This window comes from Vibrio anguillarum (genome assembly GCF_003390515.1).
Classification (GTDB): Bacteria; Pseudomonadota; Gammaproteobacteria; order Enterobacterales; family Vibrionaceae; genus Vibrio; species Vibrio anguillarum.
In genome coordinates, this window is record NZ_CP031479.1 from 1,012,485 (window position 1) to 1,035,886 (window position 23,402).

Consider the following 23,402-nt stretch of genomic DNA (forward strand, 5'->3'; position numbering starts at 1 on the left):
TCAACTTTTGATTAGCCGTGTTACAAAAATGCCAGTATTAAGAACTGGCATTTTTTATTTCAGTCGAGCTTTGATTATTGGGCGTTTAGATAATCAAGTACCACTTCATGGTGATCTTTGGTTTTGAATTTATCAAAAACCTGTTCAATGATGCCTTGCTCGTTAATTAAAAAGCTAATCCGGTGTAGACCATCATAAACTTTGCCCATGAACTTCTTCTCACCCCATACGCCGAACTGTTCAGCAACCACGTGGTCTTCATCGGATAATAAAGTAAAGTTTAAGTGATCACGTTCAATGAACTTTCCTAAACGCTTCACGGGATCGGTGCTGACTCCGAGTACCACTACGTTGTGAGCATCAAGTTCTGCTTTTACATCTCGAAGGCCTTGAGCCTGAACGGTACAACCTGGTGTCATGGCTTTAGGATAAAAGTAGAACAACACCTTTTTCCCTGAGAAATCAGCAAGGGAAACGGTATTTCCATCTTGATCTAAAAGTGAAAAAGCAGGTGCTGGCGTGCCTGCAGTAAGCGTTTTCATTATTCTTCCTTTTTTATTGACTGTTTTTTATAAAGTTGAGCGAACCTTGTACATCCAGTGTCTTGCATAAACTGTCAAATTCTTCTTGTAGTTGCATTAAGTTACACCCTGAATCGACACTGGCGGTAATGGCAATATGAAATTGGTCGTGATCAAGATGTAACTTCGATTTATGAATCGTCTGCGCACTCAGTGAAGCCATACCAATATTACGATTGGCAAAAAATTGAGTGAATTTCTCTGTTAGGCCAATTTTGTCTTCAGACTCAACAAACACTTCAACCGTATAGGCATTATCTTGATAATCATGAGGTGATGTACGTTTCATGATGGTGATGAGATCATGTTGTTGGCCTAATAAAGGTAAGGTTGTCTCTACTCGGGTGATGTGGTTTGTATTGCCAGAGACCAGCATGATGAGCGTGAACTCTTTGCCAAACAAAGCAATTCGGCTATCGATGATATTGCAGCTTGATTGCGTAACTAAACGTACCACTTCATTACAGATACCAGGGCGGTCTGTCCCTACAGCAGTGATCACTAGATGCTGAGTCATAATATCGCTTCACTTTTATCGTTTTGGGCATGTTATCACAGTTAAATTATAGAGGAACGGTGGTGGAATAGCTTTTTAAGAACTCCGTCTTGAAAATAACGTGTTGTTGACATCGACATATTCAGATCCGCTATAAAGTTTGCCCTTAATTGATGTTGTTTGTTAAACCTCTAACATCTGATAAATATTCATCCAAATGGGCTGATTAAGCGAATTTAATCCCTTGTGTTTTTCAATCGCCTTACAGTACCATGCAGAAAGTAACAAATTAGGGAGATGGACATGTTTTCAGGAAGTATCGTAGCGCTCATTACACCGTTTAATCATGATGGTGAGGTTGATTTTGTTAGTTTGAAGAAGCTGGTGGACTTTCACGTGACAGCCGGAACTGACGCCATTGTTGCCGTCGGAACAACGGGTGAATCTGCCACGCTAACCGTTGAAGAGCATGTCAAAGTTGTCGCAAAAACCGTCGAGTTTGCCGAAGGACGTATTCCTGTGATTGCGGGAACGGGTGCGAATGCTACTCATGAAGCGGTAACGTTTAGCCGTTTATTAAATAACACAGGTATTGCTGGCTGTTTAAGTGTGACTCCTTATTACAATAAACCAACCCAAGAAGGTTTATTTCAACACTACAAAGCAATTTCTCAAGAGACTGATATCCCTCAGATTCTCTATAATGTACCAGGCCGTACAGCGGTGGATTTGCGTCCTGAAACCGTCGCTCGCCTTGCTGAAATTAAAACGATTGTCGCTTTGAAAGATGCAACGGGTGATTTGAGCCGAGTGGCTCTTCATCGTGAGCTTTGTGGAAAAGACTTTATTTTATTAAGTGGCGATGACGCGACGGGTTTGGAGTTCGTTAAATTAGGTGGACAAGGTGTTATTTCGGTGACGAATAATATTGCCGCTAAAGATATGGCGCAGATGATGCACTTAGCATTAGAAGGCCGATTCGACGAGGCTGAGCTTATTAATCAACGTTTAATGCCTTTGCATAAAGGTCTGTTTGTTGAGTCGAGCCCGATCCCAGTGAAATGGGCTGCTCACAAAATGGGATTGATTACAAATGGTGATCTACGTCTACCTTTGACTGAACTGTCTGAACCTGTACGTTCAACGGTTGCCCAAGCCATGACCGAAGCTTGTATCTTCTAAATCGATTCAATATTGTGCCGAGGCTTTTTCCTCGGCAGTCTAGGAGTTTGAATGAAATTTACTCATCAGCTAGTTATCAGTTCACTAGCTGTTTTTGTTTTAAGCGCATGTGCTGGTAACGCTTCTCAGCGTCGCCAAGCAAAAGATGATTTTGCTTATTTAGAAACCCCGGCTCTAAAAGAGTGGCAACTTCCTGAAGGAGCCACTCCGCAGTTTTACCCTAATTACCAGATCCCTGAAGGTGACTTCCAAGGTGGCATTGGCCGTACTGTGGATATTCGTCCTCCTCAACAAGTCTTAGAATTGATCCCTGGCGCGCGTGCCGAGCGCCAAAATGGCGAAGTGACATTATGGATGATCAAGCAAGATGAAGCCGACAAGGTGTGGCAAACTGCGTTAGCCATGCTTAAAGAGCGAAATATTGGTATCGCTGCACAAAGTGAAAACCAGATTGATACTGATTGGGTGACTTGGGTTTCTGAAGATGAAGAAGTTGAGATTGGTAGCCGCTACCAAATCTCACGGGTGATGGCGAATAATCGTTTTGGCTTTAAGATTTCATTGACTGGTTGGCGTGAAGGTGGCAAAGAGATGCCAGTGAGTGCTACCAATAAAGAGCGTTATAATGCGTTCATGACCAATTTGGTCACGGCTCGTTACGATACCGATCTACGTCAAGAAGCAGCACGTAAAGCTCAACAGTTGGTTAAACAGATCCCCATTACGATGGGCAGTGACCGTAGTGGTTTCCCTGTAATTATTGCTCGTACCTCTTATGATGTTCTGTGGCAACGTTTGCCTAATCTTATGCTGCAGTTCGGTTTTACGCTCGAAGAGCGCAACCAATCTCAAGGTACAATAAAAGCGAAATACTCCGCGCCAGATGACGCCTTTTGGCAAGACATTGGCGTGAAACCGATCTCGCTGAAAAGTGGAACTTACACCTTCTTATTAGGTGATCTAGGCAACCGTACCTCGATCAACGTGACCAATTCAGCTGGCAAACCGGTGGAAGAGGAGCTATTGAAAGATATGGTGCCTGTACTGTCGGCGATTGCCGAGCGTCAGTAATTGTGATGACGAATCCATGAAAAATAAAGGGACGAAAGTCCCTTTATTTTTGCTCTGAATCTGAGTCTTCGTGCTTATCAAGTTCGTTGAGTTTATCTAGATCACTCTTTTTCCCTTTCAAGCCAAATTTCATGTTAGCCGTGTATTTCAGCGCGGCAATATTACCGATAAACACCGCTAAGATTACAATAGTGATAACCCAAGGGTTGGTAATGAATTCCATATCAGGACTCCGGTTGGCTGATGTTAACAATGTACTGAGTGTAGATCCGATCTAAGTTCTCTTGTACCGTCGACACACCTAGGAGCGGCATGTTTTCAAGCTGTGTCGCCAATATACTTGGCGTCAACAGGTTAAGACAGTCTTTAGCCGCTGTTTTGTGGCTAATATGCCAAGGTTCAAACGCAACACCGCCTTTCTTTCCTTGGTAGGGGAAGAAAAAACCAAACTTAGGTAAATGCTCTTTCATCCATTGATAAAAAGGAGCTTGGTGGCCTGAGAGATATTCCCACGGTTCAAGCTTGAGTGTGACACCTGTCGGTAATGCTTTGCGATCAAAAACATCAAAGTCACACCCCCAATGGTGGCGGCTGCTACCGGGCAGCGCTGACCAGCGCAAAATCGTGAATATCTTTTGTTCTTCGCTTAACTGAGCAGGGTTTATCGGTTGACTGTTATTATCAAGTAATTCGGCTTGCCCTGACATTTTCCGATTCCAGATGTTCAACTGGCGTTCAAAATCACGAAACCCACTGGCGATATGGAAATCAAAACCAGCGTCGTCAGCCGCTTGCTTTAGATCGAGCAAATCTTGGATCACCCCGGGGTGAACCAAGAAAGATTTCTGCCCAATCAACACTGATGTTAAATGGGAGTCGGTTTGTCCGGTCAACTGCTCTGGAGTCATGGGTTACACCAATAAATTCTCTAGGGTTTTTTGGTACATATCCGTCAGTTTCTCTAAATCGGCAATCTTAACGCACTCGTTAACTTTATGAATTGTCGCGTTAACAGGACCAAGTTCGACCACTTGTGCGCCCATCTGGGCAATAAAGCGTCCATCAGATGTGCCCCCTGTCGTCAATAGCTCTGGGGATTTGTGGTTCACCTCATCGACGGCTTTAACGACGGCAGTCAGTAATGAGCCCGTATCGGTCAAGAAAGGTTGGCCGCTTAATGTCCAGCGTAATTCATAATCCAATCCATGGGCATCTAAGATAGAATGCACGCGGCGCTTGATCTCTTCATCGGTTAACTCGGTACTGAAACGGAAGTTAAACTGCACGTCAAACTCACCGGGGATGACGTTTGATGCTCCCGTGCCAGCTTGCAAGTTTGGAATTTGGAAGCTGGTCGGTGGGAAATAAGCGTTCCCTTCATCCCATTTTATTGCCGCAAGTTCGGCTAACGCAGGCAAGGCTTGGTGAATCGGGTTATTAGCAAGGTGAGGATAAGCAACGTGTCCTTGAATCCCTTTTATCTGTAGATCGCCTGTAATTGAGCCACGACGGCCATTTTTTATCACATCGCCCACATTTAATGTACTCGATGGCTCACCGACGATACACATATCAATTGGCTCATTACGCGCCATTAACGTATCGACTACGCGAGTGGTGCCATTGATGAATGGCCCTTCTTCATCTGAAGTGATCAAAAAGGCAATCGAACCTTGATGGTTAGGGTGCTGTTCAATAAAGCGCTCGACAGCGACAACCATGCAAGCAAGCGAGCCTTTCATATCTGCCGCCCCGCGCCCATGTAAATAACCATCAATTACAGTCGGTTCAAACGGCGCTGTATGCCACTGCGCTAAAGGGCCTGCGGGAACGACATCCGTATGGCCAGCAAAGGCAAAAAGAGGCGATTGAGTGCCGCGGCGAGCCCAAAAATTAGTGGTATCTTCAAAGACCATTGTTTCCACTTCAAACCCTAGCGCTTGTAAGCGTTTAATCATCAGGTCTTGGCAACCTGCATCCTCAGGAGTTACTGATTGGCGACTAATGAGATCTTTTGCGAGCGCCAGTACAGGGCTGTCTGTCATCCTTGAAATCCTTGTATTAAGAGAAAATAGCAGCGTATTGCTGAGCATTGAAACCGAGATGGTAATGGGTATCGACCAATAAGATAGGTCGTTTGATCATAGCTGGTTGTTCAACCAACAAAGTCACAACACTGTGAGCATCTAACGACTCTTTTTGTGACGGCGTGAGCTGACGAAAGGTTGTACCGCGTTTATTGAGTACATTTTCCCAACCAAGTGCTTGGCAAAACTGAGCCACGAGCTCGGCATCAATACCTTGTTTACGGTAGTCATGAAATTGGTAATCCACCCCCGCAGCTTCCAACCATTTCCGTGCTTTTTTAATGGTGTCGCAGTTGGGAATGCCATACATGGTGATCGTCATAAAAATCCTTGTTGAGGCGTATTATTTTTTTAATGGTCAAATCCTATCAGGAAGCGCTGTGGCTTACAAAATAGAGATGCTTTTATTTCGTTGTTTAAAAAAAATGTGTTTCAGTTGCTTACGATTGGAAAGTTATTGATCGAACGCAACACTCTAAATGTGAAAACAGAAATAATGAAGCGGCACAGTAATAGGAGGTGTCAATGGAACTGAGTCCTGTTTTTGCAAGGCGACTGTATTTAGCTTTGTTAGTAGAAAGCCTTGAAAGACCAAACGTGCCCAAACTCATCGAAAAAACGGGGTGGCCTCGCCGTACGATTCAGGATGTCCTGAAAGCACTGCCAGGAATAGGGATTGAACTGATGTTTGTTCAAGATGGAAGGCGTCACAATGATGGTTACTATCAACTCTCTGATTGGGGGCCATTTGATAGTCAATGGGTATTAGATCGTCGCTGTGATATTGCGACTAGCCTTGGATTTAGTGCATAAGCCAGCATTTGCTGGCTTTTTTTATGGTGTTTTCATATCCACATTGGGTAAGCAACGATAAACAGTACCGAAAATCGTGACAGAGGTTTTGAAATAATTGGAGTAGTCGAGCGTTACTGTATCGCCTCCCAGTTGATGAGCGTGAGTTTTTAGCTCGTTTACCGCCCTTCGAATCAATCTGTCATTGGGAATGAGCCAAGAGCTGAACCAGTAACCTTCACTGCCTGTCACATCCCCTAACCAGTCACACTGACCAGCATCAAATCCGGCATCAGTACGAATCTGAATGCGATCTGCATCGTTTGGGAGTGGGCTGTGTGATGAGCTACAGCCTATCATTAGCGCTGCCAGCAATAATATAGACAGTCTTTTCATCAGTTTAACCTTTCAGAACTAGATAAGAGATAAAACCAAGCCAGCTCACGATCAGCAGTGCCCAAGGTAACCATGAGGTCGATACCAAGCTGGATGACGTTTCAATGTGTGCGGGTTCTTCTTCCGTATTTTGTGCGGTTTTCTTTAGCTGCAATGCTCTTTTTTTGGCTTTATCTGCCTGTCGGCTTTTCTCTTTTTGCTGCTTTTTATACAAGGCTATGCCTTTCTCAATGCCTTGAGCGATCAGCTTGGTTTGTTCTTTCGTTTGCCCCTGCTTTTGAGTGGCTAAGGCGACTTTCATGGCTTGTTGCTGAGTTTGTTCTGAGGGAATAATCGTTTTATTCATAACGTTTACAAGCGGCTATAGACAGGCGCTTACCCTATCACGTATCGTCATCCTTCACTATTGAGATTGATCACTATGCGTGATGTTCAAGTTAGAAACTGGTCAAGAGCAAAAGATCTGGCTAGCTATTTGAAATCTATTCGCTAAAGTAAAAACGTTTTTTTAAAAGAGCGAAGGTATTGATGCGTTATGCGTTAGAGCGATACGATCAACATGGTTTTCTTAAAGCCCCTAAACTTATCTGGCTTGGTTGGTTATTTTTGGCAAAAGCTTGGGTTGTTTTCGTGGTGGCAGGAGCAAGCCGAGATAATGGCACGACGATTTTAACCATTGTTTACCCAGACCATTCGATGCTTTATTTGGGGTTGATTATGGGGTTGCCAAGTATCATTCTGATGTGGCTTATCAGCTTACGTGCTCCTGAACGATCGTGGCTAAACCGCATCGTCAGCATGGGAAAACCGCTGACGTTACTTATGGTTATCTTGCAATTTATGCAAACGCTTTATCATATCTATTTAGAGCACGGCGTTTTTAATTGGGCCAATGCAAGCACGCTGTTGGTGCTGTTATGGTTTGGTCTATATCTACTGAAGAGTAAAAGTGTGCGTGATTGTTTTTCTATCCCGCTCATAGACAAGGCGTGATCCCAATCAAGGTCGCCCCAAAAAACTGAATTACACTGAGCAAAAATAAGTAAGTGAGGATATTTTATGACACAACCTCAAACCGCGATTCTGCCTGAAGCAGGTCCGTTTGCACTATTTAGCCTTTTAAAAGTAAAGCAAAATCCGGCGCATGTTTTAGCGCAATTAAAAGCATTGCCCGCTTTAGTCAATGAGATAAATCAACATCAACCCGGCGCTGAATTAACCGTGTCGGTCGCGTTTACTCGCACCTTTTGGCAGCGTTTAAACCAAAGCATACCACAAGAGCTGATTGATTTTCCTGAGCTTGGTAAAGGCGAAACCATAGCACCAAGTACCGAGGTGGATGTGTTGATTCACTGCCATTCTCAGCGTCATGACTTGCTGTTTTATGTGTTGCGTAAATGGATGGAACCCGTGGCTGAGTTGGTTGAAATGGTGGATGAAACCTACTCATTTCGTTACTTAGATGCGCGAGATATGACGGACTTTATCGATGGCACTGAAAACCCTAAAGCCGAAAAACGTCAAGAAGTTGCACTGATTGCTGATGGTGAATTTGCTGGCGGCAGCTATGTGATGTTGCAGCGTTTTGTGCATAACCTTCCAGCTTGGAATCGCTTAAATGTGGCGGCGCAAGAAAAAGTGATTGGGCGCACTAAGCCTGATTCGATTGAGCTTGATAATGTACCAGCAGCATCTCACGTTGGCCGTGTCGATATCAAAGAAGAGGGAAAAGGGCTAAAAATTGTTCGTCACAGCCTACCTTACGGTACGGTGAGTGGTGAGCACGGTTTACTATTCATTGCTTATTGCCATACGCTGCATAACTTTAAAGTGATGTTGGAAAGTATGTATGGTGTGGCGGATGGTAAAACAGACCAACTGCTGCGCTTTACCAAGGCCGTAACGGGTGCGTACTTTTTTGCCCCTTCAGCTGAGATGCTGCAACATCTTGAACTAAAGTAAGTTTCAATACTGACCTACTATCGGACCGAGCCTTGTGCTCGGTTTTTCTTTTTTAAGCATTTTATGTAAAGAAAAGCGTCTACTGTCCGATAAAGAGATCATTCATTCTATGGCATAGGTCTGTTATGGCAATTACCGTTAATACCAATGTTTCCGCTTTGATTGCGCAGCGTCACTTAGGCTCAGCAAGCGAAATGTTGAATCAATCTTTGGAGCGTCTTGCTTCCGGGAAGCGTATTAATAGTGCCAAAGATGATGCTGCGGGTTTACAAATTTCGAATCGCCTTGAGTCGCAAATGAGGGGCTTAGATGTCGCTGTACGCAATGCTAATGATGGCATTTCAATCATGCAGACTGCTGAAGGTGCAATGCAAGAGACCACCAGCCTGCTTCAGCGTATGCGAGATCTCTCTTTGCAGTCGGCGAATGGCGCGAACAGTAAAGCGGATAGGCAAGCTTTACAGGAAGAAATGAGCGCCTTGAACGATGAATTAAACCGAATTGCTGAAACCACCTCTTTTGGTGGTCGTAAGTTACTGAACGGTTCGTTTGGTCAATCCTCATTTCAGATAGGGGCGAGCTCTGGCGAAGCAGTGCAAGTTTCGTTAAAAAATATGCGTTCAGACAGTTTGTATATGGGGGGCTTTAGCTATGTTGCGGCAGGCATGGCGGATAGTCAGTGGCGGGTGACACAAGATAATCGGCAGCTCACCATGAGCTATACCGATGCCAAGGGAAAACAGCACAACATTCAAATCCAAGCAAAAGTAGGGGACGATATTGAAGAGTTGGCAACCTACATCAATGGGCAAACCGATAAAGTATCGGCGTCAGTCAACGACAAAGGACAGCTACAGCTGTTCATGGCGGGTAAAGAAACCTCTGGGACTATTGATTTTAAAGGTAGCTTAGCCAATCAGTTGCAAATGAATGTGACGGGATATGAAGCAGTAGACACTCTTGATATTACCGAAGTCGGTGGTGCGCAGCGGGCGGTTGCCGTCATTGATACCGCAATGAAGTACGTTGATAGCCATCGCTCTGAGTTAGGCGCGTTGCAAAACCGTTTTAACCACGCCATCAACAACCTCGACAACGTACATGAAAACCTCGCTTCTTCAAACAGTCGAATTAAAGATACTGACTATGCGAAAGAGACCACCCAAATGGTAAAACAGCAAATCCTACAACAAGTCAGTACCTCTATTCTTGCGCAAGCCAAAAAACAGCCAAACCTAGCATTGGCCTTACTTCGCTAGCGATAAAAATCAACAATTATCGACCTTTATCAACAACTCTTTAGCGAAATTATTACCTTTTTGATGGGTTTTTGACCTCTTGTCCTGTTTTTTACACTAAACACATTTTTTTTAAGAAAATTGAAAAAAAATCCTCAAGCTTTGGAAAGTACCGCCGTTATAAAAAGTAACTTTGAGAGAACTATTTGGTTTTCCGAGACGTCGGAAACCGGAAACATCGGAAAATCAATTGGAGTAATCACCATGGCAGTTAATGTAAATACCAACGTATCAGCGATGACAGCACAGCGTTACCTAAACGGCGCTAGCAATGCACAACAAACATCAATGGAACGCCTATCTTCTGGCTTTAAAATCAACAGCGCAAAAGATGATGCGGCAGGCCTACAAATCTCTAACCGTTTGAATGTTCAGAGCCGCGGTCTTGACGTAGCAGTACGTAATGCGAATGACGGTATTTCTATTGCACAAACCGCTGAGGGTGCGATGAATGAAACGACCAACATTTTGCAACGTATGCGTGACTTGTCACTACAATCAGCTAACGGCTCAAACTCAAAAGCAGACCGTGTAGCGATTCAAGAAGAAGTCACCGCTCTGAATGACGAGTTAAACCGTATCGCAGAAACCACATCATTTGGTGGTAACAAATTACTTAACGGTACTTTTGAAACTAAGTCATTCCAAATCGGTGCGGATAACGGTGAAGCCGTCATGCTTAGCCTAAACAACATGCGTAGCGACAATGCTATGATGGGTGGCACAAGCTACCAAGCGGCGAACGGCAAAGATAAAGATTGGTCAGTTCAAGCCGGCAGCAACGATCTACAAATCACCCTGAAAGATACTTCAGGTACAGATCAGACTATCAATATCTCAGCTAAAGAAGGCGATGATATTGAAGAGTTGGCGACTTACATCAACGGTCAAACTGATATGGTGAAAGCATCAGTTGATGATGAAGGAAAACTACAAGTCTTCGCTGGCAGTAATAAAGTAGAAGGCCCTGTAACATTCGCAGGCGGTCTTGCTGGTGAGCTCGGCATGCAAGCTGGTCAAGCTGTTACCGTAGATGTCATTGATGTGACCTCTGTGGGTGGCGCTCAAGAATCGGTTGCCATTGTTGATGCTGCACTGCAATTTGTAGATAGCCACCGTGCACAATTAGGTGCATTCCAAAATCGCTTTAGCCATGCAATCAGCAACTTAGATAACATTAACGAAAACGTGAGTGCTTCTAAGAGCCGTATTAAAGATACTGACTTTGCCAAAGAAACAACAGCGCTTACTAAGTCGCAAATTCTTTCTCAAGCATCAAGCTCAGTGCTTGCTCAAGCAAAACAAGCGCCACAAGCGGCACTTAGCTTACTTGGCTAAAAGAGCCCAATAGCTCAAGAGTTACTCTTAATGAAAATCCAGCCTCGGCTGGATTTTTTTGCTTAGTGGCAAAGTGGAAAAAGTGTTAGTCGATGCAGCATTATCTTTCTTACTTTTTGACGCTAATCACATTTCTCATGCTCGCTGCATAAATTTTAAAAAAAAGCTTATTTTTTTCTAAAGGATATAAATCTTTCGCCGTTAAAGGATACGAGAGAAATGAGGTGTACCGACGTGAGGTGAGAGACACGGAAGTACATCAACACAATGCCTAAGGAGATCAATATGGCAATTAATGTAAGCACTAACGTGTCTGCAATGACCGCACAGCGTTATTTAAATAACGCCGCTGATGGTACGCAGAAATCGATGGAGCGTCTGTCATCGGGCTATAAAATCAATAGCGCGCGTGATGATGCAGCGGGTCTACAAATCTCAAACCGTTTAACGTCACAAAGCCGTGGCTTAGATATGGCGGTAAGAAACGCAAATGATGGTATTTCCATTGCACAAACCGCAGAGGGTGCAATGAATGAAACCACCAACATCTTGCAACGTATGCGAGATCTTTCTTTGCAATCAGCAAACGGTTCTAACTCAAGTTCAGAACGCCAAGCGATCCAAGAGGAAGTCTCAGCACTCAATGATGAATTAAACCGTATTGCTGAAACAACCTCGTTTGGTGGTAATAAACTGCTAAATGGTTCGTTTGGTAATAAATCTTTCCAAATTGGTGCCGATTCTGGTGAAGCTGTGATGCTTTCCATGAGCGACATGCGTTCTGACACAAAAGCGATGGGCGGTAAGAGCTATGTCGCGACAAATGGCAAAGCGCCTGACTGGTCAGTCACCAATGCGACGGATCTGACTCTGAGCTATACTGATAAACAAGGAGAAGCTCGCGAAGTCACCATTAACGCTAAAGCGGGTGATGATTTAGAAGAAGTCGCTACTTACATTAATGGTCAAAATGGTGACATCAAAGCTTCAGTCGGTGATGAAGGTAAACTGCAACTGTTTGCCGCCAATCAAAAAGTCTCAAGCGATGTCACTATTGGTGGTGGACTGGGTACTGAAATTGGTTTTGCTGCAGGTAAAGACGTAACCGTCAAAGACATCAATGTCACAACGGTTGGCGGCTCTCAGGAAGCTGTAGCTTTGATTGATGGTGCACTAAAGGCCGTTGATAGCCAACGTGCCTCGTTAGGTGCATTCCAGAACCGTTTCGGTCATGCCATCAGTAACCTTGATAACATCAACGAGAACGTCAACGCTTCTCGTAGTCGAATTAAGGATACTGATTATGCCCGTGAAACGACCCAAATGACGAAGTCGCAGATTTTGCAGCAAGCGAGTACGTCAGTTTTGGCACAGGCGAAGCAGTCACCATCTGCAGCTCTTAGTCTATTGGGTTAACCGATAGGCGAATGGAGCTTTGTGGGGAAAGCAGTGTTTTCACTGCCAACCTATGAGGTGGAAGGGAGATTGTTATGGAAATACCATCCTACACATCGAACATCCAGCCTTACGGCTCGCAAAGTGGCATTAAATTTGCTTCAGAAAACGATGGCGCGACACGCGCTTCCTCGAAACAAAATGAGGTGAATCGTACTGAACAGTTAAGAAATAGGCAAAACCAAAGCGTTGAAGCGGCAATCGAGCTTGCACAGCAACGAGAGCAGATCAACAAATCGGAAAGAGCCAAGATGGTAGAGCAGATGAATGAATTTATCTCATCTATCAACAAAGACTTAGCGTTTAGAGTCGATGAAGAATCAGGACGGGATGTTGTGACGATTTATGAAGCCAGTACTGGTGACATTATTCGTCAGATCCCGAACGAGGAAATGCTAGAGGTTTTGCGACGCCTTGCCAGACAAAAAGACCACAGTACAGGTTTATTGGTTGCTAAGGTGTAATCGTAGTTTTTGAGGTGATTTAATGAGCTTAGGCCCGATGGGTATGAATACTGGCATGGATATCAATTCCTTGGTCAGCAAAATTGTCAATGCAGAGCGCGTTCCTAAGCAGCAACGTATTGATAATGAGCTTGGCCAAATTGATGCCAGTATCAGTGCCTACGGCCGGCTCAAAGAGTCGCTGGATACGATGAAAAATCTTATGACGAATTTTCGTCAGGAGAAGGCTTTCGCTTTGCGAAAAGTCGATACTACTGATGAAAATGTCGTCTCCGCGACAGCCACCACTGACGCAATAGCAGGTAAATATGCTATCGATGTGTTGCAGCTTGCACAGAGCCATAAAGTTGCCTCGGATGTTTTAGATAAAGAGGCAAAGTTTGGTCCTGGTAAGCTGCAGATTTCACTTGGTGATCAGAAGTTTGATGTTGATGTCCAAGCCAATTCAAAATTGATTGATATCGTTCGCGGTATCAACAGCACTAAAACCAATCCCGGAGTTCGTGCTTCGGTAATCAATGATGTTGAAGGACCACGTTTGATTGTGGCCTCTAATCTATCTGGAAAAGATCATGACATTAAAATTAATGCTCAGTCTGATGCCGGAAATCCGCTCAAAAATCTAGAATACAAAACGCTGGAAGAACGCGTTAAAGATTTAGAAAAAGCACGCGCTGCAGCGCAACAAATCATTGCACCACTCACGCCAGCTCAACAAGCTATCGCTGCAAAAGTCGCCGAGAAAATAGGTGCGGCGGCACGCGAAGTTGACCAAAGTATGGCGAGTGGTGTTCAAGAAGTCGCCGGGCAAGTAGCTGCCGACGGTAAAGTCGCTAATGCTGCCGGTGAATTAACCGATGCCGCCGTCAAAGCTGCTGCCGCCGCCGGTGTTGCTGCCAATAAGTATCTGAAACCGCAAGATCGTATTCCAGGGTGGACTGAAACCGCCTCTGGCACCTTGCTCGATTCCTACTATGAACCTGAGCCAGAGCTTGATGCAACCGCGTTAGAAAAAGCGCCAGATGTGCCCGGTTGGACCAATACTGCTTCTGGTACTTTGGTTGACTCCTATGTCACCCCCAAAGAAGCGCAAGCCAAGCTTGAACAGCAATTAGCAGCTGAAAAAGCTGCGGTTGCGGCGGCGGTGCGTAGTGGTGAACTGACGCCAGAGCAAGCCAAGCAGAAAGAGCGTGAAAAGCTTGACCCGCAAGAGCGTGAGTATTTAGATAAAGTGGACAAAGCAGATGCTGAACTTAGAGCGGCACAAGCATCGTTTGACGCCTATCAAGGTATGACTCAAGTACAAGCAGGCCAAGATTCCGTGGTGGTTTTGGACGGTGTGGCGACCCTTTCTAGCAACAACAACGTGATTGAAGATGCGATTGAAGGGGTTGATTTGACCCTTAAAGGGCAAACGGCCAAAGGCAAACCACCGGCTGAAATTGGCATCGAATATGACCGCAAAACCGTGCGCGATGATATTGAACAATTTGTCGCGGCGTATAATCAGTTTTATCAGGTCTCTAAAGAACTTGGAGGCGTTGACCCTCGGACTGGCCAAGCTGGGCCACTGGCGGGTGACAGTATTGTGCGCAGTGCAGACTCCCGCCTACGTAGTGTTTTTTCGACTAGAATTGAGCAGGCTCCAGAAGAGATCAAAAGTCTGATTGAGTTTGGTATTACCACCACACGCCAAGGGACACTTGAAATTAACTACGACATGCTAGATCGCCAACTCAATAACAACTTTAATAAGCTAGGTGAGTTCTTTGGTGGAAACCAAGGATTTGCCAAACGGGTTGAAGATGCTATTCAGAGCATGACGGGGGTTACGGGGTCGATTCGCACACGCGAAAAAAGCTTAGTAGAACGCAACTACCGTGTGGCGGACGACCAAGCGGCACTTGATCGCCGCATGGACAGTTTGGAGAAGCGAACGCATTCTAAGTTTTCAGCAATGCAAGACGCGACCAGTAAAATGCAGAACCAATTAGCTGGTATGATGAATGCGTTAGGCGGCTGATATGGAGCAGCAACTCGACCTTTTAAGTGATCTAGATCACCAAATAAGAGCAATGCTTGTCATTGATGAAATTAATACTGAAGAAATCAATCATCTTGTCGATAAAAGGGAACGGATATTGCAAAACTTACTGACGCATGCGTCAGAAAATCCACAGTTTGCAATGTCGAGCCAATGGCGAGAGGCTATTGATGAAACTAAACATCTTGTTGAACTGATGCAGTCAAAAACGGTCGAGATCGGTAGAACGCTCCAAAAATACCGACACGGTAATAAATCCGTTCAGCAATACAAAAAGTTTTTATAAGAGGAAGACTATGCGCGGTTCTTTACAGGCATACAAAAAGGTATCAGTGGATAGCCAGCTCAGTGCGGCCTCGCCGCATAAAGTCGTACAAATGTTGATGGCGGGTGCCATTGAACGCCTTATTCAAGCAAAAGCAGCAATGCTACAGGGGAATATTCCAAGTAAGGGTGAACGCCTTGGTAAAGCATTGGATATCATTATTAGCTTACGCAGTTGCTTATCGATGAGTGATGGCGGGGATATTGCAAAAAATTTAGATCAGCTTTATGAATTTATGATCACTCAGATCACCGAAGCGAATCATCAAAATGACCCGCAACCACTGGATGATGTGATCGACATCATTCGAGAAATTAAATCAGCATGGGATCAAATCCCTCCTGAATACCACAATCTAACGGCAAGCGAAGTGGGCATATAAGTTATTTATAAAACTTTAGGCACTTATTTTTTAAAGTTTTAACTGATGTCACACCAGCTCATTGCTTGGTTGCCTTATTTTTTTTATTCCATAGAATAGAAGCCATTACTAGCCTAATGGCTTTTTTTGTTGCTGAATTCCACAAATTGTCTATCGTTTAATCAAGTGATTATAGAAAAACAAAACTGAATAACGATTTTCAGAAGTGCGGCCACAATTTCTCTGATTTAAGGCAAATATTCTCACCTATGCAAGGTTTAGCAAAACTGCTTGTGATAGAAGACGATCCGCAGATCCGTCTCAATCTAAGTAACATTTTAGAATTTGTTGGAGAGCACTGCGAGGCGATCGAGTCATCCCAAATCAAGGATATTGATTGTTCAAGATTGTGGGGGGGCTGCATTATTGGATCGCTAAAAAGTGAGCAGTTAACTGATGAGATAGCTCAGTGGTTGACTAAGGCCAATTATATTCCACTTCTAATGGCAAACAAGCAGCCATATTCATTGGAAGAATTTACTCAATACGTCGGTGAACTTGAGTCACCCCTTAATTATCCTCAACTGAGTGACGCATTACGACATTGCAAAGAATTTTTAGGACGCAAAGGCGTGCAAGTTCCCTCTACATCGCGTAAGAATACCTTATTTCGTAGCCTTGTAGGCCAAAGTCATGGTATCCAAGAAGTTCGCCATTTGATTGAGCAAGTCTCAGGCACAGAAGCCAATGTGTTGATCTTAGGTGAATCGGGAACGGGCAAAGAAGTGGTTGCGCGTAACATCCATTATCATTCTGCACGCCGCAACGGTCCGTTTGTGCCGATTAACTGTGGTGCGATTCCGGCTGATTTACTTGAAAGTGAATTATTTGGTCATGAAAAAGGGGCGTTTACCGGAGCGATAACCGCGCGTAAAGGTCGTTTTGAGCTTGCCGAAGGCGGTACTTTATTTCTCGATGAGATCGGTGATATGCCGATGTCGATGCAGGTAAAGTTGTTGCGTGTGTTACAAGAGCGCTGCTTTGAACGTGTGGGCGGTAACACCACCATTAAAGTGAATGTGCGTGTGGTGTCAGCGACTCACCGCAATTTAGAAAACATGATTGATGATGAATCATTTCGTGAAGATCTTTACTATCGACTCAATGTTTTCCCAATTGAAATGCCAGCGCTAAAAGATCGCAAAGACGACATTCCATTGCTGTTACAAGAACTCATGACACGTATGGAAGCGGAAGGTGGACAGCCATTTTGTTTTACCCCGCGAGCAGTCAATTCGTTAATGGAACATAATTGGCCGGGCAATGTTCGTGAGCTAGCGAATTTAGTTGAGCGGATGATCATTCTCTATCCAAATAGTCTCGTCGACGTCAATCATTTACCAACTAAATACCGCTATAGTGATATTCCAGAATTCCAACCAGAGCACAGCTCCTATGGCTCAGTTGAAGACCAAGAACGTGATGTGCTGGCGGGTATTTTCTCTGAAAACTTCAGTTTTGAAGACGTCGAAGAGATGCACGAAAATCTCAACGCACCGCAGTCATTGCCTCCTGAAGGCGTGAATTTGAAAGAGCTATTGGCGGACTTGGAAGTCAATATGATCAACCAAGCCCTTGAAGCTCAAGGCGGAGTGGTAGCGCGTGCCGCTGATATGCTGGGTATGCGCCGTACGACCTTGGTTGAAAAAATGCGTAAATACAATATGCAACGGTGATTAAAAAACAGCATGGGTAAAGTTTAGTCAATATATTGGCAATGGATTAATTCTTTGATTTTAAAGAAAAATAGCCTGGCATGTATTTTGCGTGTTAGGCTATTGTTGTTTTATAGGTAGAATTTCGACATGCAGTCTCCTGACACACCCATTAATCAATCTCACTTAGATTCTGTAGAGGATCAAGTTGAGCGCTATAAACAGGTTCTTGATGTGATGCCTGCTGGCGTCATTTTGCTCGATACTCAAGGCGTAGTCAGAGAGGCTAACCCTGAAGCTCAGCGGTTATTGCAAGTCCCATTAGCGGGTGAAAAATGGTATTCCGTCATTCAAAGTGCTTTTGCGCCGAGAGAAGATGATGGGCATGAAATCTCGCTGCGCAATGGTCGTAAAGTTAGATTAGCCATTTCAGCATCAGCAACAGGCCAATTGATATTAATCACCGATTTAACCGAAACTCGGTTACTTCAATCACGCATCAGTGATTTACAGCGCTTATCCTCACTCGGTCGAATGGTGGCGTCTTTGGCACACCAAGTTCGCACACCGTTATCCAGTGCCATGCTCTATGCCTCAAATTTAGGTGCGCCTAACTTGCCAAACGCTACAAGAGAGCGTTTTCAGTCTAAGCTGATGGATAGGCTTCATGATCTTGAAAAACAAGTCAATGATATGTTGTTGTTTGCCAAAGGTGGTGACAATAAAGTCATTCAGCCGTTTACAGTGACAGACTTGGTCAGCGAATTTGTTCCCATGGTGGAAACGGCATTAAAAAATAGCGCAATTGATTATCATCAGGAAGTGGAACAAGAAGGGACAGTGGTGTTAGGCAATGCAAATGCCATTGCCTCTGCACTGAGTAACTTAGTGATGAACGCAATACAAATTGCGGGTAAGGCGTCGCAAATTGATGTCTTTTTTCGCCCGGTAAATGGTGAGCTGAAAATCTCGGTACAAGACAGTGGCCCGGGAGTCCCTGCTGCGCTGCAAAGTAAAATTATGGAACCGTTTTTTACCACTCGCTCACAAGGAACGGGGTTAGGGTTAGCGGTGGTACAAATGGTCTGCCGCGCCCATGATGGGCGATTGGAATTAATTTCAGAAGAAGGGGAGGGTGCTTGCTTTACTATGTGCATTCCACTCGAGCGTCATGCCCCTTCTTCACCAACAGAGACTGGAGAAGGATGATGGCTCAAAGCAAAGTCTTAATCGTTGAAGATGATGAAGGTCTACGCGAAGCGTTAGTCGATACTTTGGCGCTGGCCGGTTATGAATGGCTGGAAGCTGATTGCGCCGAAGATGCACTGATTAAACTCAAAGCACATCCTGTTGATATTGTTGTCTCTGACGTTCAAATGGCTGGCATGGGTGGCCTTGCACTGCTGCGCAACATCAAACAGCATTGGCCCAATTTACCCGTGTTGCTGATGACGGCGTACGCCAATATTGAAGATGCTGTCTCGGCGATGAAAGAGGGCGCCATTGATTACATGGCAAAACCCTTTGCCCCCGAAGTGCTGCTCAACATGGTTAGCCGTTACGCGCCAGTGAAATCGGATGATAACGGTGATGCGGTTGTTGCCGATGAGAAAAGCCTGCGCTTATTGTCACTTGCCGACAAAGTGGCAAAAACCGATGCTAACGTCATGATTTTGGGCCCAAGTGGCTCAGGAAAAGAGGTCATGTCTCGCTACATTCATAACTCATCTCCGCGTAAAGATGGGCCATTTGTGGCGATCAACTGCGCCGCCATTCCAGACAACATGCTCGAAGCCACCTTATTTGGTTATGAAAAAGGGGCATTTACAGGAGCGGTACAAGCTTGTCCGGGCAAATTTGAACAAGCACAAGGTGGGACCATTTTACTCGATGAGATCAGCGAGATGGATCTGAACCTACAAGCAAAACTGCTGCGTGTACTCCAAGAGCGTGAAGTGGAACGCTTGGGGGGGCGTAAAAGCATTAAGCTTGATGTCCGCGTATTGGCGACCAGCAACCGCGACCTAAAGCAGTATGTGCAGGAAGGCAATTTCCGTGATGATTTATATTATCGCCTCAACGTCTTCCCAATCTCATGGCCAGCGCTACGTGACCGAAAAGGGGATATTGAACCGCTGGCTCACCACCTTGTAGAGCGTCACTGCACTAAACTTGGTTTACCTGTGCCTCGTATCGCGCCGCAAGCTATTAACAAGCTGCTTAGTTACGCTTGGCCGGGCAACGTCCGTGAACTTGATAACGTCGTGCAACGCGCGCTGATCTTGAGTGAGCAAGGAGACATTGCAAGTGAACATATCTTGTTGGAAGGGGTTGATTGGCAAGATGCTAGCAGCTTGCAACAAGTCGTAGAGCGCAGCGATATTGCCACACCAGAGATTAAGCCTGTAGCACAAGCCGAAGTGAACAAGCTGTTTAATAACAATGGCGCTGCATTGGGTGATGAGCTGAGAGATCAAGAGTACACCATTATTATGGATACTTTAGTCGAGTGCCAAGGCCGCCGTAAAGAGATGGCAGATAAGCTCGGAATTAGCCCTAGGACACTGCGTTACAAATTAGCAAAAATGCGTGATGCAGGAATTGATATCCCGAATTAACCCTAAAGTGGGTGATGGCATATAAATTGCTGCATCACAGAAAGAAGCAGCACAGCAGTCAAAGATTTGGCGTTAGAGGTAGCAATGAGACTTGATGGTTTAAACAGCGAAATGCAAACAATGATGTTGGAAGCAACCAATGCTCGTCCTACGGCAACTGGACAAAGTGTGAGTGCTGATTTTGGCGACATGCTTTCCAAAGCCATTAATAACGTGAACAGTTTGCAAAAGACCTCAGGTAATTTACAAACCCGCTTTGATCGGGGAGATGAAAATGTCTCACTATCGGATGTGATGATTGCTCGTAACAAGTCGAGTGTAGCCTTTGAAGCGACGATTCAAGTTCGAAATAAACTTGTCGACGCCTACAAAGAACTCATGAATATGCCCGTATAAATTAGGTAGCCGCCGTGGCAGAAGATAAGCAAACAACCGATCTTACCGTGACCAGTGGTTCTGACCACGCTTTAATGGCGAGCTCAGATCTAGACATGGACACGCAAAACCCAGATCTTGAAGAGAAGAGTTCATCCAAAAGTGATTTTGCGATGGGCGACTTGGACTTGTTGCGCCAGGTGGTGTTAGTCCTCTCTATTTCCATCTGTGTAGCACTGATTGTCATGTTGTTCTTTTGGGTTCGAGAACCTGAAATGCGCCCGCTTGGCGCTTATGAAACCGAAGAACTTATTCCTGTCCTCGATTATCTTGATCAGCAGAAACTGACCTATAAATTAGATGGTAATACTATCTTAGTGCCATCCAGTGAATACAACAGCTTAAAACTCAACCTCGTCCGTGCAGGGTTAAATCAAAACAAGCAAGCGGGCGATGAAATCTTGATGCAAGACATGGGCTTTGGTGTTTCTCAGCGCCTTGAGCAAGAGCGCCTTAAACTTAGCCGTGAACGTCAGCTTGCCAAAGCGATTGAAGAGATGAAGCTCGTCAACAAAGCTCGTGTGTTATTGGCACTGCCTAAGCAAAGCGTATTTGTTCGTCATAACCAAGATGCTTCTGCCTCCGTATTTCTTACCTTGCGAACTGGCGCTAACCTCAAACAAGAAGAGGTCGACTCTATTGTCGATATGGTCGCCAGTGCCGTGCCAGGGATGAAACCCAATCGAATTACCGTGACTGATCAACATGGTCGGCTGCTCAGCTCAGGCTCTCAAGATCCTGTGTCGTCAGCCCGCCGTAAAGAACAAGAACTTGAACGCAAGCAAGAAGAGGCGCTGCGTGACAAAATTGATTCGGTATTAATCCCGATTCTAGGTTTTGGTAATTATACCGCCCAAGTGGATATCCAACTGGATTTCAGTGCCATTGAACAAACGCGTAAACGCTTTGACCCGAATACGCCAGCGACACGCAGCGAATATACGCTTGAAGACTATAACAACGGCAATGTGGTGGCTGGCGTTCCAGGTGCATTAAGTAATCAGCCACCTGCGGATGCTTCGATCCCACAAGACGTCGCGCAGATGAAAGATGGCTCGGTTCTTGGGCAAGGTTCTGTGCACAAAGAAGCCACGCGCAATTTTGAACTCGATACCACCATCAGTCATGAACGTAAACAATCGGGTGTGGTGAATCGTCAGACCGTTGCGGTGGCGATTAAAAACCGACCATCGGTTAACCCAGAGACTGGCGAAGTCACCTATACTCCCTTGAGCGAAAGTGAAATTAGCGCCGTGCGACAAGTATTGATTGGGACGGTTGGCTTTGATGAAAACCGTGGCGATTTGTTGAATGTCTTGAGCATGCAATTTGCCGTGCCTGAAGTTGAATCAATGGTTGATGTCCCTATTTGGGAGCATCCAAACTTCAATGATTGGGTACGCTGGTTTGCTAGTGCCTTGGTTATTGTGGTTGTGGTGCTGGTGCTGGTTCGCCCTGCGCTGAAAAAACTGCTCAACCCTGCTGCGGATGATGATGATCCAATGTACGGACCTGATGGTTTACCGATTGGTGCTGATGGTGAAACCAGTTTAATTGGCAGTGGTATTGACGGCGGTGATCTCTTTGAGTTTGGTTCCGGTATTGATTTGCCAAACTTACACAAGGATGAGGATGTACTGAAAGCGGTGCGTGCTCTAGTGGCCAATGAGCCTGAACTTGCGGCTCAAGTAGTGAAGAATTGGATGCAAAATGCCTGATAATAAAAATAAGAGTGGAACAGAAGTGACAGAATCATCGGTTGATATTTCAACAATTTCTGGTGATGAAAAAGCGGCTATTTTGTTGTTGAGCTTAAACGAAGAGGACGCCGCTGGCATCATCCGCCATCTTGAACCTAAGCAGGTACAACGAGTCGGTAGCGCGATGGCGAAAGCGAAAGAGCTTAGCCAAGAGAAAGTCGGCGCGGTGCATCGTGCTTTCCTCGAAGATATTCAGAAATACACCAATATCGGTATGGGCAGCGAAGACTTTATGCGTAACGCGCTTATCGCTGCATTAGGTGCCGATAAAGCCAATAACTTGGTCGATCAAATTTTGCTTGGCACGGGTTCAAAAGGGTTGGATTCATTGAAATGGATGGACCCACGACAAGTGGCGAGCATCATTGTTAATGAACACCCACAAATCCAAACCATTGTTTTATCGTATTTAGAACCGGATCAATCGGCTGAAATTTTGGCGCAGTTTGCTGAACGTGACCGTTTAGACTTATTAATGCGCATTGCCAACCTTGAAGAAGTACAACCTTCGGCATTGGCTGAGTTGAATGAAATCATGGAGAAACAATTTGCCGGTCAAGCGGGCGCGCAAGCGGCGAAAATTGGTGGCTTGAAAGCCGCGGCTGATATCATGAACTACCTCGATAACAATATCGAAGGCATCCTCATGGATCAGATGCGTGAGCAAGATGAAGACATGGCAACACAGATCCAAGATCTGATGTTCGTGTTCGAGAACTTAGTCGAAGTGGACGACCAAGGCATTCAAAAATTGCTGCGTGATGTACCGCAAGATGTACTGCAAAAAGCACTTAAAGGTGCTGATGACGCATTGCGCGAGAAGATCTTCAAAAACATGTCAAAACGTGCAGCTGAGATGATGAAAGATGATCTGGAAGCCATGCCTCCGATTAAAGTATCAGATGTCGAAGCGGCGCAAAAAGAGATTCTGGCGATTGCACGTCGTATGGCCGACAGTGGCGAAATTATGCTGTCTGGCGGCGCAGACGAATTCTTATAATCTAACCCTGACTCAACAATAG

The 23,402-nt window shown here is 45.0% G+C and carries 26 protein-coding genes; 18 read left to right on the plus strand and 8 right to left on the minus strand.

Going from position 1 to position 23,402, the window contains the following annotated elements; genetic code table 11:
• Positions 1-74: 74 nt before the first annotated feature.
• A complete protein-coding gene (gene bcp, locus DD616_RS08735) occupies positions 75-542 on the minus strand; it encodes a thioredoxin-dependent thiol peroxidase (protein WP_013856283.1) in 468 nt (155 codons plus the stop codon).
• A gap of 13 nt (positions 543-555) precedes the next feature.
• Entirely contained in the window at positions 556-1,098 is a 543-nt protein-coding gene (locus DD616_RS08740) for a glycine cleavage system transcriptional repressor (protein ID WP_017045752.1), read from the minus strand.
• Positions 1,099-1,380: 282 nt separating this feature from the next.
• Here DD616_RS08740 and dapA point away from each other — a divergent pair, with 282 nt between their 5' ends.
• Both dapA and bamC read left to right on the plus strand, forming a co-directional pair.
• The gene (gene dapA / locus DD616_RS08745) at positions 1,381-2,259 is read left to right on the plus strand and encodes a 4-hydroxy-tetrahydrodipicolinate synthase (protein WP_026028067.1); all 879 of its coding nucleotides are present in this window, start codon (positions 1,381-1,383) and stop codon (positions 2,257-2,259) included.
• Positions 2,260-2,310: 51 nt separating this feature from the next.
• On the plus strand, positions 2,311-3,330 hold the full coding sequence (gene bamC, locus DD616_RS08750; protein WP_208872180.1) for an outer membrane protein assembly factor BamC: 1,020 nt from the start codon (positions 2,311-2,313) through the stop codon (positions 3,328-3,330).
• Positions 3,331-3,373: 43 nt separating this feature from the next.
• On the opposite strand, the gene DD616_RS08755 is transcribed toward bamC, so the two are convergent.
• Genes DD616_RS08755 through DD616_RS08770 form a run of 4 tightly spaced genes read right to left on the minus strand, consistent with a single transcriptional unit; the run spans position 3,374 to position 5,739 of the window.
• A complete protein-coding gene (locus tag DD616_RS08755) occupies positions 3,374-3,553 on the minus strand; it encodes a DUF2897 family protein (RefSeq protein ID WP_170906945.1) in 180 nt (59 codons plus the stop codon).
• A 1-nt stretch (position 3,554) separates the two neighbouring features.
• A complete protein-coding gene (locus DD616_RS08760; protein WP_208872181.1) occupies positions 3,555-4,238 on the minus strand; it encodes a M15 family metallopeptidase in 684 nt (227 codons plus the stop codon).
• Positions 4,239-4,241: 3 nt separating this feature from the next.
• Complete coding sequence (gene dapE / locus DD616_RS08765; protein ID WP_017045749.1) at positions 4,242-5,375, minus strand: succinyl-diaminopimelate desuccinylase; 1,134 nt, start codon at positions 5,373-5,375, stop codon at positions 4,242-4,244.
• A 16-nt stretch (positions 5,376-5,391) separates the two neighbouring features.
• Positions 5,392-5,739, minus strand: coding sequence for an ArsC family reductase (locus DD616_RS08770; protein WP_017047857.1), 348 nt, complete (start codon positions 5,737-5,739; stop codon positions 5,392-5,394).
• A gap of 203 nt (positions 5,740-5,942) precedes the next feature.
• Between DD616_RS08770 and DD616_RS08775 the strand changes: the two genes are divergently transcribed.
• Complete coding sequence (locus tag DD616_RS08775; RefSeq protein WP_010318729.1) at positions 5,943-6,230, plus strand: winged helix-turn-helix domain-containing protein; 288 nt, start codon at positions 5,943-5,945, stop codon at positions 6,228-6,230.
• Positions 6,231-6,251: 21 nt separating this feature from the next.
• On the opposite strand, the gene DD616_RS08780 is transcribed toward DD616_RS08775, so the two are convergent.
• Both DD616_RS08780 and DD616_RS08785 read right to left on the minus strand, forming a co-directional pair.
• Positions 6,252-6,605 carry a DUF4156 domain-containing protein gene (locus DD616_RS08780; RefSeq protein ID WP_115339200.1) on the minus strand — a complete coding sequence of 118 codons (354 nt, stop codon included), beginning with the start codon at positions 6,603-6,605 and terminating at the stop codon, positions 6,252-6,254.
• Between the two features lie 4 nt (positions 6,606-6,609).
• On the minus strand, positions 6,610-6,951 hold the full coding sequence (locus tag DD616_RS08785) for a DUF2956 domain-containing protein (RefSeq protein ID WP_017045746.1): 342 nt from the start codon (positions 6,949-6,951) through the stop codon (positions 6,610-6,612).
• Positions 6,952-7,130: 179 nt separating this feature from the next.
• On the opposite strand from DD616_RS08785, the gene DD616_RS08790 reads away from it, so the two are divergent.
• From DD616_RS08790 to fliG, 15 genes are all read left to right on the plus strand, one after another.
• Positions 7,131-7,598: a DUF2919 domain-containing protein gene (locus tag DD616_RS08790; RefSeq protein WP_208872182.1), complete on the plus strand. Its 468-nt coding sequence runs from the start codon at positions 7,131-7,133 to the stop codon at positions 7,596-7,598.
• Positions 7,599-7,664: 66 nt separating this feature from the next.
• A complete protein-coding gene (locus tag DD616_RS08795; RefSeq protein ID WP_017048866.1) occupies positions 7,665-8,567 on the plus strand; it encodes a Dyp-type peroxidase in 903 nt (300 codons plus the stop codon).
• Positions 8,568-8,692: 125 nt separating this feature from the next.
• On the plus strand, positions 8,693-9,826 hold the full coding sequence (locus DD616_RS08800) for a flagellin (protein ID WP_208872183.1): 1,134 nt from the start codon (positions 8,693-8,695) through the stop codon (positions 9,824-9,826).
• Between the two features lie 243 nt (positions 9,827-10,069).
• Positions 10,070-11,203 (plus strand): flagellin, encoded by a 1,134-nt coding sequence (locus DD616_RS08805; protein WP_013856299.1) that lies wholly within the window; start codon positions 10,070-10,072, stop codon positions 11,201-11,203.
• Between the two features lie 285 nt (positions 11,204-11,488).
• Positions 11,489-12,619, plus strand: coding sequence for a flagellin (locus DD616_RS08810; protein WP_026028066.1), 1,131 nt, complete (start codon positions 11,489-11,491; stop codon positions 12,617-12,619).
• Between the two features lie 74 nt (positions 12,620-12,693).
• On the plus strand, positions 12,694-13,122 hold the full coding sequence (gene flaG, locus DD616_RS08815) for a flagellar protein FlaG (protein ID WP_013856302.1): 429 nt from the start codon (positions 12,694-12,696) through the stop codon (positions 13,120-13,122).
• Positions 13,123-13,144: 22 nt separating this feature from the next.
• On the plus strand, positions 13,145-15,145 hold the full coding sequence (gene fliD, locus DD616_RS08820) for a flagellar filament capping protein FliD (protein ID WP_013856303.1): 2,001 nt from the start codon (positions 13,145-13,147) through the stop codon (positions 15,143-15,145).
• A 1-nt stretch (position 15,146) separates the two neighbouring features.
• Positions 15,147-15,452, plus strand: a complete 306-nt coding sequence (gene fliT, locus DD616_RS08825) for a flagellar protein FliT (protein ID WP_013856304.1) — start codon at positions 15,147-15,149, stop codon at positions 15,450-15,452.
• 10 nt (positions 15,453-15,462) lie between these two features.
• Positions 15,463-15,873 (plus strand): flagellar export chaperone FliS, encoded by a 411-nt coding sequence (fliS, locus tag DD616_RS08830; RefSeq protein ID WP_010318718.1) that lies wholly within the window; start codon positions 15,463-15,465, stop codon positions 15,871-15,873.
• Positions 15,874-16,121: 248 nt separating this feature from the next.
• Complete coding sequence (locus tag DD616_RS08835; RefSeq protein WP_017045739.1) at positions 16,122-17,588, plus strand: sigma-54 dependent transcriptional regulator; 1,467 nt, start codon at positions 16,122-16,124, stop codon at positions 17,586-17,588.
• 129 nt (positions 17,589-17,717) lie between these two features.
• Complete coding sequence (locus DD616_RS08840) at positions 17,718-18,776, plus strand: sensor histidine kinase (RefSeq protein WP_013856306.1); 1,059 nt, start codon at positions 17,718-17,720, stop codon at positions 18,774-18,776.
• Positions 18,776-20,185, plus strand: a complete 1,410-nt coding sequence (locus DD616_RS08845) for a sigma-54-dependent transcriptional regulator (RefSeq protein WP_026028065.1) — start codon at positions 18,776-18,778, stop codon at positions 20,183-20,185. The genes DD616_RS08840 and DD616_RS08845 overlap by 1 nt, the downstream gene beginning before the upstream one ends.
• Positions 20,186-20,269: 84 nt before the next feature.
• Positions 20,270-20,581, plus strand: coding sequence for a flagellar hook-basal body complex protein FliE (fliE, locus tag DD616_RS08850; protein WP_026028064.1), 312 nt, complete (start codon positions 20,270-20,272; stop codon positions 20,579-20,581).
• 14 nt (positions 20,582-20,595) lie between these two features.
• Positions 20,596-22,338, plus strand: a complete 1,743-nt coding sequence (gene fliF / locus DD616_RS08855) for a flagellar basal-body MS-ring/collar protein FliF (RefSeq protein WP_013856309.1) — start codon at positions 20,596-20,598, stop codon at positions 22,336-22,338.
• A complete protein-coding gene (gene fliG, locus DD616_RS08860) occupies positions 22,331-23,380 on the plus strand; it encodes a flagellar motor switch protein FliG (protein ID WP_013856310.1) in 1,050 nt (349 codons plus the stop codon). The genes fliF and fliG overlap by 8 nt, the downstream gene beginning before the upstream one ends.
• Positions 23,381-23,402 lie beyond the last annotated feature (22 nt).